The sequence below is a fragment of the Bradyrhizobium sp. AZCC 1678 genome, from assembly GCF_036924765.1.
Classification (GTDB): Bacteria; Pseudomonadota; Alphaproteobacteria; order Rhizobiales; family Xanthobacteraceae; genus Bradyrhizobium; species Bradyrhizobium algeriense.
Window position 1 is genome coordinate 400,995 of record NZ_JAZHSE010000001.1, and the last position, 13,084, is coordinate 414,078.

The window sequence follows — 13,084 nt, forward strand, 5'->3', positions numbered from 1 at the left end:
AATTGTTGCAGATTCCTGCCAAGCTAGGCCATGGCATCGCATCGTCGATCAGTTCTCCCGCCGCCGCTGGCCGCCAAGTTGGCTGCGTTGGGCAACAAGCTCGGGCAATCTGACGACGAACTGGAAGACGTGTTGGCGGAGCTTTCTGCGCTTCCTGCCAATGAGATTGTGCCCGCCAGCCGAGAAATCGCGACAGCAGTCCGCTTCGGCTGGTGGCGAGAGCAAAATGGATTTTTGCTCCCGCCGCTATTTGGCGGGGCGGCGTCTACCCCGCAACTTCTCAGGAAAAATCACGATTATGCGTGGCTCTTTCTGTTTCACCCAAGTGGCTACGCGAGAGAAGCCGCACTGGACTCGATAAACGATCCTCCAGCATCAGCCTTCTTCTTTGCTACGCTGGCATGGCGGTTGAACGATTGGGTTCGACCGGTGCGCCAGGCAGCGCTGCGCTGCGCCGAACGGGTGCTGCATCAAACCACCACAGACGTCGCCGCGAAGGCCGCGCTATACTTACTTGATCGTCGTCTCGTATGGGGCCGTTGGACTGATGAGGCAAATATCCTGGATTCAGTGTTCGGGCGGAGAGATGTCATTGCAGGCTTGGCAACGCATTTGCAGGGGCAATCGACTGGAGCGGTCGCAACTTGCCTTCGCAGCGCTTCGCGTTATCCCGATATCGACGAGCACCTTCCACATATAGCCGCCGCGGCGGTTCAACCATCAGTTAGAGCGGTTGCTTACCAATGGCTGATTGCCGGGAAGGCGACTTGGCCGGTGGGCTTCGAATGGGCATGGATCGACAAGGTTTACGGCCTGCGAAGGCGCATACCGGTCCTTGCCTCGCGCGATATTCGAGCAACCCGTCCCGCCGCTGAATGGATCAGGGAGGGAATCCACGACAAGTCAGCATTCGTGCGAAGGATTGCCGCAGACGCCTTGGTCGGCGCTCGCGCGCAAATACCGGACGCGGACAATTTGATCGCCCATCTGGCGAAGGATCGAAGCCCTGCGATCAGATCGCGGGCGGACTTCATGCTACGACATCCGCTTTCAGCGCAGTCGTAGTGACTCCGTTAGCGCGTAATGTCCTTCCTCCGCCCGAGCCACCACAGGCTCAGATTCCAGCCGATACACGTCGCCAGCGCCAGGCCCAGGCCGATCGCCGAACCGAACTGCAGCGTGGCGACGTGCAGCACTGCGATCGCGATGCCGAGGCCGATCAGGCCCCAAGCGCTGTTGGCGAGTACGGCCGCGGTCGGCGGGCCGCCGATGCGCGGGTGGAGGATCAGCATCATGGAGGTGAACACGACCGGGAACAGCGCGATCATGCCGCTGACCTTGGGGCCGACCCAGTTCGAGGTGGTGACCACCGTCGCTACCAGCGTTGCGACCAGCGACGCCCGCAGCGGAATGTCGTACCAGCGGCGCTTGATCGGCGGCATTTTGGCGTGGCGATAGCGGGCGAGCAGCGGGACGCAGATCGCGTAAGCGACGGCGTTCGCGATCAGGCCGCCGGGCCAGCGACCATTGCACCGAGCGGATGATCGCAGCGAGCGACAGCCACACGGCCACGGCTGCGAAGCAACTGAGCAGCGCGCCATGGCGTTGCGCCAGCACGACATAGGTCAGCCCGAGGAAGATCGTCGCGGCGTTGATCGGCAGGCTTGCCAGCGCGCCCTCGGCGATGAAGGCGGCGTCATGATCGAGCGCGAGGAACACGTAGGACGGTCCCGCCGAGATCGGCAGCGTCGCGATCAGCGCGCCGATCACCGGACCTGATCGCTCAGTGACGATGGAAGCGGTCACCACGAACGCCGCGGTGACCGCCATGCGCAGAGCGAGCGTGAGGATGAAGGCGAGTTCGGGGGACATGGCGGCGGTCTCTTATCCTCCCCTGGAGGGGGAGGGTCGACGCTCATGAAATGAGCGGCGGGGTGGGGTGACAGTCTCTCCTCGCGAACGGTGCCCGAGTGGAGAGATCACCCCACCCCGTCTCGCATTTCGCTCCGCTCATGCGAGCCGACCCTCCCCCTCCAGGGGAGGGTTGCGAGCGCCTCACACCCGCTTCATCGAGACCGAGATCTTCGGGCCGTTCTTGATAGTCTGATACACCACGCAATAGCGTTCGGTGAGCTTGAGCAGCAGGTCGAGCTTGTCCTGCGGCGCGTCGGTGCCGACCTCGAAGCGCAGGCGGATTTCTTCGAAACCGACCGGGGCTTCCTTGTCGACGCCGAGCGTGCCGCGAAAATCGAGGTCGCCTTCGGCGATGACGTTGCCGCTTTTGAGCGGCACTTCAACGGCGGTGGCGACCGATTTCAGCGTGACGCCGGCACAGGCGACGAGGGCTTCCAGCAGCATGTCGCCGGAGCACAGCTCCAGCCCGGAGCCACCGGTGGCGGGGTGGAGTCCGGCCACAGCCAGCGCGCGGCCGGTCTCGACCTTGCAGGCGATGCCTTCATTGTCGATCGAGCCTTTGGCTTTGAGGGTGATGACGGCGGCCGAGGGATCGGACTTGTAACGTTCCTTGATCGGGGCCTGCATCGCGCGAAGTTCGGCGGCGTCCATTTTGTTCTCCCGACTTTGTTTGTGCACCGGATATAAAGCGCTATCGACGCGCTGTCATCCCGAGCCGCTGGTCATCCACACGCCGCGTCGGAAATCCACGTTTTTCCAACAGGTTATGGCTGGCATTCGCGGCGGCGGCAGCATAGCTTTGATCCGACCGTACAATCCACCGTGACAGCCTTTGTGCCGTCCGTTATCGGGTAGCCATGGACAGCATCGTGATTGAGGCCCCCTCGGGGGAAGATGAACGTTTCGATACCGCGCGGATCACCGCGGCGGTCGATGCGCTGGCCGAAAAACATGCCGGGCGCGAGGACGTGTTTCGCTCGGCGCTGGCGCAGCTCCTGAAGGCCGAGATGATCGCGGCGCGCGCGACCGCGCAGGCCGTGCTGCTCAGGGATCGCCACGGCCGCCGCTGCGCGGAGCGGCTCTGCTTCATGCAGGACGAAATCATCCGCATCCTCTACTCTGCCGCCACGCGGCATCTCTATCGCTCACATGTGCCCTCTGGCGCCGAGCGCATGGCCGTGGTCGCCACCGGCGGTTACGGCCGCGGCCTGATGGCGCCGGAATCCGACATCGATCTGTTGTTCATCCTGCCCTACAAGCAGACCGCCTGGGGCGAGCAGGTCGCGGAAGCCATTCTCTATTGCCTGTGGGACATGGGATTGAAGGTCGGCCACGCCACGCGCTCGGTCGACGAATGCATCCGCCAGGCGCGCGGCGACATGACGATCCGCACCGCGATCCTGGAGACGCGGTTTTTGACCGGCGACCAGCCGCTCTATGACGAACTGGTCGCCCGCTTCGACAAGGACGTCGTGCAGGGCACCGCCTCCGAATTCGTCACCGCGAAACTCGCCGAGCGCGAAGAACGCCACCGCCGCGCCGGGCAATCGCGCTATCTGGTCGAGCCCAACGTCAAGGACGGCAAGGGCGGCTTGCGCGACCTGCACACGCTGTTCTGGATCGCCAAATACGTCTACCGCGTGCGCGAGACCGGCGAACTGGTCGAGCGCGGCGTGTTCGACGCGCAGGAGTACCGCACCTTCCGCCGCTGCGCCGATTTCCTGTGGTCGGTGCGCTGCAATTTGCATTTCGTCTCGGGGCGCGCCGAAGAGCGGCTGTCGTTCGACATGCAGCGCGAGATCGCGGTCCGGCTCGGCTACACCTCGCATCCCGGCATGCAGGATGTCGAACGCTTCATGAAGCACTACTTCCTGGTCGCCAAGGACGTCGGCGATCTGACCGCGATCCTGTGCGCCAAGCTGGAAGAGGAACAGGCCAAACCCGCGCCGGTCTTGAGCCGCATGGTGGCGCGGCTGCGGCCGGGCACCAAGCGGCGGCGGGTGCCCGACAGCGACGACTTCATCATCGACAACAACCGCATCAACCTCGCCGCGCCCGACGTCTTCAAGCACGACCCGGTCAATCTGATCCGGATCTTCCAGCTGGCGCAGAAGAACAACCTCGCCTTCCACCCCGACGCGATGCGCACGGTGACGCGCTCATTGAAACAGGTGAACTCCCAGCTTCGCGAAAATCCGGAAGCCAACCGGCTGTTCATGGAGATCCTGACGTCCGACAACGCGGAGATCGTGTTGCGGCGCATGAACGAGACTGGCGTGCTCGGTCACTTCATCCGCGCCTTCGGCAAGATCGTGTCGATGATGCAGTTCAACATGTACCACCATTACACGGTGGACGAGCATCTGATCCGCTGCATAGGCCACCTGCAGGAGATCGAGCGCGGCGGCAATGACGAGTTCACGGTCGCGAGCGACCTGTTCCGCAAGATTCAACCCGAGCATCGCGCGGTGATCTACATCACCACGCTGCTGCACGACGTCGCCAAGGGCCGGCTTGAGGATCACTCGATCGCCGGCGCCAAGGTGGCGCGGCGATTGTGCCCGCGGCTCGGTTTCAGCACCGCCGATACCGAGCTGGTGGCATGGCTGATCGAAGAACATCTCACAATGTCGACGGTGGCGCAGTCGCGCGATCTCTCGGACCGCAAGACGATCGAGAATTTTGCCGCCGTCGTGCAATCCGTCGAGCAGATGAAGCTTTTGACCATCCTGACCACCGCCGACATCAGGGGCGTCGGCCCCGGCGTGTGGAACGGCTGGAAGGCGCAGCTGCTGCGCACGCTGTATTACGAGACCGAGCCGGCGCTGACCGGCGGCTTCTCGGAAGTGAACCGCGCGCAGCGCATTGCGGTAGCGCAATCCGAATTCCGCGCCGCGTTCAACGAGTGGCCGGAAGCTGAGCTCAACGCCTATATCGGGCGGCACTATCCCGCCTACTGGCTCAAGGTCGAGCTGCAACGCAAGATCCGCCAGGCCCGCTTCATCCGCGCCAGCGAACAGGCCGGACACCAGCTCGCGATCAATGTCGGCTTCGATGAGGCGCGCGGCGTCACCGAACTGACGATTCTCGCGACCGACCATCCCTGGCTGCTGTCGATCATTGCGGGCGCCTGCGCCTCGGCCGGCGCCAATATCGTCGACGCGCAGATCTACACGACCACCGATGGCCGCGCGCTCGACACCATCGCGATATCAAGGGAATACGACCGCGACGAGGACGAGGGACGGCGCGCGACCCGCATCGGCGAGATGATCGAGCAGGTGCTGGAAGGTAAATTGCGGCTGCCCGAAGTGGTGGCCCGCAAGGCGGCCAACCGCGGCAAGGTGCGCGCGTTCGTGGTCGAGCCTGAAGTGACCATCAACAATCAGTGGTCGGACCGCTACACCGTGATCGAGGTCTCCGGCCTCGACCGCCCCGGCCTGCTGTATCAGCTGACGACCGCGATCTCGAAGCTCAACCTCAATATTGCGTCGGCCCATGTCGCGACCTTCGGCGAACGCGCCCGCGACGTGTTCTACGTCACCGACCTCCTGGGTGCCCAGATCAACGCGCCGACCCGGCAGGCCGCGATCAAGAGCGCGCTGATTCATCTGCTCGCCAGCGAAGACAACGTCGCGCAACCGGCGGCGTGATAGGCTCGTGTCCTGTAGGATGGGTGGAGCGGAGCGATACCCATCAATGCCGACGCGGAAGGTGATGGGTTTCGCTTCGCTCTACCCATCCTACGAGCCCACCGGCCCCGCGTCGGTCTTCCGCTCTCTGCGATAGCGCAGCGCATCGATCAGCAGCGAGAGAATGGACGACCGCTGATGGCGCGTCGGGTAAGGCAGGTGGTCGTCCGTTATGTCCTGGTCGTCGTCGCAGAATTTCGGTGCGAAGGCGAGGAAGGCGCCGCCGAGATCCGAATGGTGGAATGGGTTTCGTGGTGGACGTCGCATCGGTCGTCAACCTTATGCAGGAGACGCGCGAGCTCGTTGCGATAGAGCCTCGCCCAGCTGACATTCAAGCTGGTGAGGAATTCGAGCTCGCGGCCTGTGAGTATCGACATGGGAAACGCCGGGATGCGGTAGCAGGAGACATCGGACCAATTACGCGAGGCCGTTACGTCTTCTGCATTCCGGCGAAGTGGCTGCTATAGGGCCGACATGTGACTGCGGAAGACAGGGCGATGCCGGAAACGGCGAGCGACAAGATAATGACCTGTGACGTCATGGGTAGACCTCCTCAACTAACCAACCAGACCTGCAACCGGCACGACGCCGATGCTGTCCGGAAACACGGTGCTTGCGAGCGCACGCTCGTCGACTCTCAGATGGTCGCGGAGCAGGCCCTTGAGCACGGCGCGCAGATCGGTGGTGGGTTTGAGATCGCGTTCCTCATGGAGCTGGGCTTGTTTCAGCCCCGGCCAGTCGGCGACCACGCGCCCGCCCCGCAAGGCGCCGCCGGCGAGAAACGCCACGGTGCCGGTGCCGTGATCGGTTCCGTTGGTGCCGTTGATGCGCGCGGTGCGTCCGAACTCGGTGATGACAGCGACTACCGTCTCGCGCCAGTCGTCGCCCATGTTCTTCTCGATCGCCGCAAGCGCGCCATCGAGCGCACCCAGTAGATTGGCGAGCTGACCGGAGGCCGCGCCCTCGTTGATGTGGGTGTCCCAGCCGATGAAGCCGACAGCCCCGACACGCGGGCCGTCGGGCTTGGCGAGAAAGCGAGCCGCGGTGCCGGCGGCCTCGGCAAAATAGGCCCGCACCCCGGCGATGCCGGGCGCTGAAAGCGCCGCGCCGTCGGCCATGGCGGCATCCGATAATCCGGTGGCGCCGAGCGCCGACAGACGCATCCTTGCCTCGAGCGCGACGGCCAGTTTCGGATCGGTATGTTTATAGAGATCGAGCAGCCGGGCCTGGGTGTCTTCGTTGGCCGGCAGCAATTTTTGCGGCACCCATGACAGCACCGGCGCGCGGCCACGGACCACCAGCGGGGTCACGGATCCGACGCCAAGGACGCGGCTGCCGCGCGGATCGACCCGGCCGTCCGACGCCAGCTCGGCCAGCGCGCGGTTGAGCCAGCCGGTGTCGACGGCGCCCGGCCGTGCGATGCCGCTTTCGAGAACGTCCTGGCCGTCGAAATGCGAGCGCTCGCGATAGGGCGTTGCGGTCGCGTGCACGATGGTTGCTTGCTGCGCCTGGTAGAGCCGGTGCAGGTTAGGCATCGCGGGATTGAGCGCGAAGAAACTGTCGAGCGGCAGCGCCGGCGGCTTGCCGTCGAGCACCAGCGCGCGGTCGCCGCGCAGGCCGATCCAGTCGGGATCGCCGACGGGGGCGACCGCACCGAGACCATCGAGCGCGCCCCGGAGCACGATGACGAGCATGCGCGGATCGCGGCCCTCGGCGCGCGCAAGCCGCGGCATCTGGCTCCACGCGAACAGGCTGCCGGCGCCGATCAGCGCCTCGCGGCGAGTTGGCAGATGACTTGGCAAATGACTTGGCAGATGGTGGCGAAAGGTCATGCTTCACCTCCTCTGGAATTCGGCCGACATGAACAACAGCACGAGCGCCTGCTGGCGGCTCTCGGCGCGGCCGACCGCCTGTTTCACCTCCGGCGACACCTGCGATCCGAGCACGGTCTCGATGACGTCCTGGGGATCGGTCCTGCCTGCGATGCGCTCGGCGAAATAATTGGCGACGTCGAGCCGCCGTCCCATGCCGTCGATCCAGGATGCTTCGTCGTCCGGGAAACCCTTGGGCGACGGCGGCCGCCACAACGGTTCGCCGAGCAGGACCTGTCCATCCGTGTACCGCACAGGGTCGGTCTGCGTGAGCCCGGTCGCGCGCACCATGCCGACCACCCACTCGCCGGGCCGCTTAAGTTTGGCCGGCGGCTCGCTCCACGCCTCGTCGGACGAGACCATCACCCTGGCGAGCTGCTTGAGATCGCCGCCGGTATCGAGGAACGCCTTCGCGATCCGTTCCACCAGCGCAGGCGGCGGCGTATCGGCCACGAAATAGCGGGCCAGCTTGGTCGCCACATGCGAAGCTGTCGCAGGATTGGCGGCGAGATCGCGCAGCGCGGCACGTCCCTGCTCCACCGTTTCGTCCTCGTAGGATTTTCCCAGCACCTTCTGCGCGCCGGGCTCGTGTAGGCGGGGATTGAAGGTGAATTCGCCGCCGTGCTCGGGATTGTCGCCGGGCGGCACCAGGGTCCATCCGGTGAGAATGTTGGCGAAGCCGATCACGTCATCCTGGGCGTAGCCGCTACGCACGCCGAGCGTATGCAACTCGAGAATCTCGCGCGCGAGATTCTCGTTAAGGCCGCGGCTGCGATTGAGGCCAGCGGTCGAGTTCGCGCCCATCGAAACCGTCTGGTCGAGATAGAACAACATCGCCGGATGGCCCTCGGCCGCCAGCAACAGGTCGGTGAAGCGGCCAAGCATATGAGGGCGGATGGCCTCGCGCTCATAAGCGCCGGACATGCTGCGGATCTTGTCGGCCGAGACGCAGAAATGATTGGACCAGAACCAGACCAGTCGCTCGACAAACCCGATCTCGGCGCCGAGCGCGGCCGCGATACGAATCCGCGCCTCGTCGAGATAGATCTGCCGCCCCGGATCGGGGACAGCTTCGGCGGCGATCTTTGCCGCCATCTCGCCCGCACCTTGCCCCTGGCCCTGCGCGGCGCCTTCCATCATTGCGGACGCTTCCGCCATCTGCTGGCGTTCCGCGTCCTGTTCTTTCTTGGCGACGATTGCCTTGGCCTGCCGCTTCGCAAACGCGTCGGTCACCGCGCGATAGGCCTTGGCACTCGACGGAAGATTGGCGGCAGCGAGTTCGCTGATCGCGGGACGATCGAGTTCGGCGATCAGCGCGCCGCGCGGATCGGCCTCGATCGCCGCGATCGATCCCGGACGCGGCCCCAACCCGAACCGATGGAGGGCCATTGCGGCTTCAGCCTTTGCAGAGCGGCTCATGGTAACGCCTCGGAACATGCGACGTATTGTAATGCTACGAATCGTAACATTTCGGGAACCATAATGCAAGCACAGATTGAGTGGGGTCGCCCGGCCGCGCGGTGGTGCCGCGGGCCTCACCATGATTGGCTGACATGTTTCGCGGGGAGGAGGAGGCGCACGCGTCGGCGTGCGTCTCGAAGGATGAAGCGGCTAATACTGCGGACCCAGCGCAATCCGTCCGATCGTGCCGTCCTTGAGCAGGCCGATCCGCCACTCCGCCGAACCATTGGCGAACTGGGCGATGTAGATGTCGCTATCGAGACCCGAGACGCCCCGGAACGACATCGCGCGCAAGGCGCCGAGCCGGGAAAGAATGGCCTCGTTGAACGGAAGCTGTTGCCGCGTCTGCGCCGCGACTTCGGACGTCATGCGCTCGTAGTTCGGCTCGCCGCGGCCCACGGCCTCGATATATTGCCGCAGCGCCGCTTCGCTCCCGGCCAGCGGAACGGTGCGCCGCGCCACGCGCCCTGGCTGACCGTTTGCCTGGGGCTCGCCGACGGTGTGCACGCGCGTCTGCTGTCCCGGCAGCAAGATCTCCAGGCATTTCCCGGAAGCGTCCGCGATCACCCACGGGCTCTCGACATTGGTCATGATCGGGAAAGACATCTCCTCGCCGACCGTGGCCAAGGCTACGCGTTTTCCTTCTGCGTCCAGCCTGAAGAGCTGAATGTCTGTCCCGCTGCCATTGTAGATCAGCACCCTGATCGGTGCGATCTCGCTAACGGCTCTCAAGTCCTGCTCGCCGGAGCAGGCAAGGACCCCGCCCGGTCTGTCGTTGCCGTCAGGCCGGAAGATTACGTCTTCGACCTTGCCGTCCGCCCCTTGCAACAAGCGGAATTCCGCAACGCCATTGACGAACTTCACGCCATAAATGTCGTAACCGCCAGGGCCCACGCCGCGAAAGAAAATCGACTCCACCGCACCGAACGCCTTGAACGTGGACTGCAGCTCGGAAAACTGACGACGGATCTTGGCCGCCAGCGATTCACTCATCCGCTCGTAGTTGGCAGCACCGCGCTGCAGATCCTCGATCCCCTGCAGGATCGCCTCCTTGCTGCCCGGCAGCGGGGTCTGCTCCCTGAACCGGTCCGGCGCCGCAGCAATTCGGCGCGCGAAGCCTTCCTCGATCGCCTTCGCTCTGTCGGCCGAGACTCGCAGCGCCGAACGTGCGCCGGACACCGGCTCGTGCAGCAGGACCTGGTTCACCTTGGCCTCGCCGGTGCGCAGGAAAATAACGAGATTGTCATGGCCGTCGTCAAAGGCATCGACGCCGCGCGCCACGATTTCGAATTTCGTCCGCCCCGTCTCCTGCACATGGAGCCGCTCGCCATCGCGGATGACGGTGAGGACGCGGCCGGGTCCCAACTGGTACGCGCCAACATACGAATCCAGCCGGCCAGCATCGACCGCGATCCCTTGCCACGACAATTCGGCTGTCCTGATCGCGCGGATGTCGCGGCCATTCTGGTTCAGCACCGGAGCGAATGGCTTCCGTTCATGGCTGACGGCCAACGTGATCGGGCCGGCCGCCGCCGGGTAGAAATAGGTTCCATCACCCAGCACCGCCAGCCGGAGTTTTCGCTGTCCGCTGACTTGCCCGAAGAAATCGTCGCCCTCCCGCGAAACGGTGAAGATCGACGCGCGATCCAACGCATAAAAGGAAACCGACTGCGGCTTGCGCGCTGCGGTCACGGCATCTGCCGCATGGTCAAGCGCGGCCGAAGCCGCCGGCGCGGCGCGATAGGCGATCGAGCCGGCAGAGACGATGACAACCGGCAGAATGACGGCTGCGGTCCCGATGCGTTTGCCCCAGCCCAGCTTTGCAGGAGCCGTGGTTGCTGCGAGAATGTGTTCCACCCGGCTGCGCACCGTGCACGCCCTTGCCATTTCGATGCCTGCCGGCGCCCGCCGAACGTGCTGCACCAGGTCGAGCAGGATCTCGGCGTAGGACAGCCTGTCCTCGACCACTTCGAGCGCCGTTGCATCGCTGATGATTTCGGCCAGTTCGGCCAGCCTTGTGAGGTGCCACCACGCGAACGGACTGAACCAGAACACCGAACGATTGAACGAGGCGAGCAGCAACAGATAGAAATCGCGGTTGGCGACGTGAGCGCCCTCATGGGCCAGCACGGCCTGACGCTTGCGCACATCCCAATCGAAGCATTGCGGCGGAAGCAGAATTGTCGAGCCGAAGGTGACGGGCCCGGCGATCACGCTGCTCACGCGCACGCTCCAGTCGGCGGTCCAGGGCTCGCGCATCGGCTTGGCGGCGCGCGCCAGCCGCCAGGTCAAATAGAGGCCGACCGCCAGCCTCGACAAGAGAAGACCGGCAACGAGCGCATAAACGGTGGTGGCCAGCGCCAGCCAGTTCAGGGCCTGCACAGGCGCCGAGCGGGGAGCGGCGGCCACGCCCCGCTCAGCCGCGAGCATGTCGGGCAGCGGCTCCGGCGACGGACTGTCCGATGGACCGGCAGGCCAGAAATGTTCGGCCGTCGGCACCGGCAGCGCGTCCACGGTGACGGTTACCGTGGTCCAATGCATCAGCAGCGGCATCGACAGTGACGCCAGCAGCGCCATAGCCCAGGAAGTCATGTGCATGTGCGGATTTCGCACCCGAAACAGATTCAAGCCGGCCCACACGACGCCCCCGAGCAACAGGGAGCGCAGCGCCGACTCCGCCAGAATCGCCAGCATTATCTCCTCCTACCCTTCGCCTCTGTTTTGGTATCGGCTTTGGCCTCAGTCTTGGTCTCGATTTTAGTGGTCGCGATTTTAGTCTTGGCCTTCGCAACCTGGTCGGCCAGCGTGCGCAGCTGACGCTGGTCGAGCATCTCGGTGTCCACCATGCCGACCAGGACCTCTTCGACGGAGCCGTTGCAGAACCAGTCGACGATGCGCTGGACGGCTTTCGCCGCAACCCGCGCGCGCGGCTCGGCGGCCTGATAGACATAGGTCCGTCCATCCACGGTGTGCGTGGTGTAGCCCTTGTCTTCCAGTCGTCGCAGCACGGTGCGGACCGTCGATTCCTTCAACGGGCGGGAAAGCCGTTCGCGGACGGCCTCGGCCGTGACAGGACCATTGGCCCAAACCAGTTGCATGACCTCGCGTTCGAGGTCGCCCAGTTCGGGCAGGCTGTCATCCATGGTGCTACCTTGCGATCTCGGGCCTCAATGCTACACAGCGTCGCATACGTGGCCGGAATCCGCAACTTCTGTTCCCTCGAGGGCCGCGCCTCGCCCGGACGGCGCCACAACCGGCGGCTCACGCTCTCGCGTTGCAGCAGCCAACGCTTCCGCGCGAGCACACCACTATGTTTGAGGCAGTGAACCACTGGCGCCGATCAGGCGATGACAGCGTGAAGACCGCGCCGATCGGGTTCGAGCCATCGGCGCGACTGACGGCGCAAACGGCGCGTATCCGAGTTTCGTACAAGTGCGCCGTAGCTCTGCGTGATCGCTGCTGAAGCAGCTTGCACTGAGCGCGATCTAGTTGGTCTGTTTGGGATCAGCCCAGCCATGGAGCTCGAGAACTGTCAGGCCCGCTGCAACGAAGGCCAGATAGTTTGTCTGGGAAACCAGGATGCCCAGATCGAACAGATCAAGCATGGCTTCCGAAAGCTTCTCTCTCGGCGCGTCGATGGCCGGCTTGCCTCCGTCGATGACGGATAGCTGGAAGCTGCGGTCCGATCTCCGGCGCCGTGCTTCGGGTCCGATGTCATCGGAGCAAAGGATCAAGTGCAGGCGTGCTTTCGGCATATCAATCCCCAAATTTGCGGTCGACGAGCGCTGGGTTACGGGTTTGACAACTGCAACGAGATGTTTGCGTTCGACGAGACGTCCGGTTGAAGGTCTCGCGCAAAGGCCTTTCCCGCAGGGCAATTTCATAAAAACTCTTATGCCATCGGGTTACCCGATAAGCTTCACCATTGAAACGAAACAGGCCATTAGACGGAGGTTGATCCACACATTACATTCGGTTGGCAGGATCATACCTAGGTTTGCGATCGCTATCCGGGCCGCGGCGGGCGATCGGAATGCCGCACACCCGGGAGGCGCATCGGGGCACGCAAGGACCGCCCCGGACTTTTACGTCCTCCGGAATTTCCTCCGGACGTCCAAAAGCTGCTAACATGCAGCCTGTTGGGAG

9 protein-coding genes and 1 pseudogene are annotated in these 13,084 nt (G+C 64.2%); 2 read left to right on the forward strand and 8 right to left on the reverse strand.

Going from position 1 to position 13,084, the window contains the following annotated elements; translation table 11 throughout:
* Window positions 1-30: 30 nt before the first annotated feature.
* Complete coding sequence (locus tag V1294_RS01980) at window positions 31-1,065, forward strand: hypothetical protein (RefSeq protein ID WP_334494834.1); 1,035 nt, start codon at window positions 31-33, stop codon at window positions 1,063-1,065.
* Between the two features lie 8 nt (window positions 1,066-1,073).
* Here V1294_RS01980 and V1294_RS01985 read toward each other — a convergent pair.
* Together V1294_RS01985 and V1294_RS01990 are read right to left on the reverse strand one after the other, a co-directional pair.
* Window positions 1,074-1,872 (reverse strand): annotated as a pseudogene (locus tag V1294_RS01985) (hypothetical protein).
* 183 nt (window positions 1,873-2,055) lie between these two features.
* Window positions 2,056-2,565: an OsmC family protein gene (locus V1294_RS01990; protein ID WP_334494836.1), complete on the reverse strand. Its 510-nt coding sequence runs from the start codon at window positions 2,563-2,565 to the stop codon at window positions 2,056-2,058.
* Window positions 2,566-2,771: 206 nt separating this feature from the next.
* Between V1294_RS01990 and V1294_RS01995 the strand changes: the two genes are divergently transcribed.
* Entirely contained in the window at window positions 2,772-5,567 is a 2,796-nt protein-coding gene (locus V1294_RS01995) for a [protein-PII] uridylyltransferase (protein ID WP_334494837.1), read from the forward strand.
* 90 nt (window positions 5,568-5,657) lie between these two features.
* On the opposite strand, the gene V1294_RS02000 is transcribed toward V1294_RS01995, so the two are convergent.
* From V1294_RS02000 to V1294_RS02025, 6 genes are all read right to left on the reverse strand, one after another.
* On the reverse strand, window positions 5,658-5,873 hold the full coding sequence (locus V1294_RS02000; protein WP_334494839.1) for a hypothetical protein: 216 nt from the start codon (window positions 5,871-5,873) through the stop codon (window positions 5,658-5,660).
* A 290-nt stretch (window positions 5,874-6,163) separates the two neighbouring features.
* Window positions 6,164-7,438 (reverse strand): DUF1501 domain-containing protein, encoded by a 1,275-nt coding sequence (locus V1294_RS02005; RefSeq protein ID WP_334494840.1) that lies wholly within the window; start codon window positions 7,436-7,438, stop codon window positions 6,164-6,166.
* A 3-nt stretch (window positions 7,439-7,441) separates the two neighbouring features.
* Window positions 7,442-8,896 carry a DUF1800 domain-containing protein gene (locus V1294_RS02010; protein ID WP_334494842.1) on the reverse strand — a complete coding sequence of 485 codons (1,455 nt, stop codon included), beginning with the start codon at window positions 8,894-8,896 and terminating at the stop codon, window positions 7,442-7,444.
* Between the two features lie 192 nt (window positions 8,897-9,088).
* The gene (locus tag V1294_RS02015; RefSeq protein ID WP_334494844.1) at window positions 9,089-11,632 is read right to left on the reverse strand and encodes a M56 family metallopeptidase; all 2,544 of its coding nucleotides are present in this window, start codon (window positions 11,630-11,632) and stop codon (window positions 9,089-9,091) included.
* A complete protein-coding gene (locus V1294_RS02020) occupies window positions 11,632-12,081 on the reverse strand; it encodes a BlaI/MecI/CopY family transcriptional regulator (protein ID WP_334487162.1) in 450 nt (149 codons plus the stop codon). The genes V1294_RS02015 and V1294_RS02020 overlap by 1 nt, the downstream gene beginning before the upstream one ends.
* Window positions 12,082-12,423: 342 nt before the next feature.
* On the reverse strand, window positions 12,424-12,693 hold the full coding sequence (locus V1294_RS02025; protein ID WP_334494846.1) for a hypothetical protein: 270 nt from the start codon (window positions 12,691-12,693) through the stop codon (window positions 12,424-12,426).
* Between the last annotated feature and the right edge of the window lie 391 nt (window positions 12,694-13,084).

Coding starts and splice junctions, on each gene's coding strand:
- V1294_RS02020 (WP_334487162.1), bottom strand. CDS start 12,081: ATGGATGACAGCCTGCCCGAACTGGGCGACCTCGAACGCGAGGTCATG.
- V1294_RS01995 (WP_334494837.1), top strand. CDS start 2,772: ATGGACAGCATCGTGATTGAGGCCCCCTCGGGGGAAGATGAACGTTTC.
- V1294_RS02010 (WP_334494842.1), bottom strand. CDS start 8,896: ATGAGCCGCTCTGCAAAGGCTGAAGCCGCAATGGCCCTCCATCGGTTC.
- V1294_RS02015 (WP_334494844.1), bottom strand. CDS start 11,632: ATGCTGGCGATTCTGGCGGAGTCGGCGCTGCGCTCCCTGTTGCTCGGG.
- V1294_RS02000 (WP_334494839.1), bottom strand. CDS start 5,873: ATGCGACGTCCACCACGAAACCCATTCCACCATTCGGATCTCGGCGGC.
- V1294_RS02005 (WP_334494840.1), bottom strand. CDS start 7,438: ATGACCTTTCGCCACCATCTGCCAAGTCATTTGCCAAGTCATCTGCCA.
- V1294_RS01990 (WP_334494836.1), bottom strand. CDS start 2,565: ATGGACGCCGCCGAACTTCGCGCGATGCAGGCCCCGATCAAGGAACGT.
- V1294_RS01980 (WP_334494834.1), top strand. CDS start 31: ATGGCATCGCATCGTCGATCAGTTCTCCCGCCGCCGCTGGCCGCCAAG.
- V1294_RS02025 (WP_334494846.1), bottom strand. CDS start 12,693: ATGCCGAAAGCACGCCTGCACTTGATCCTTTGCTCCGATGACATCGGA.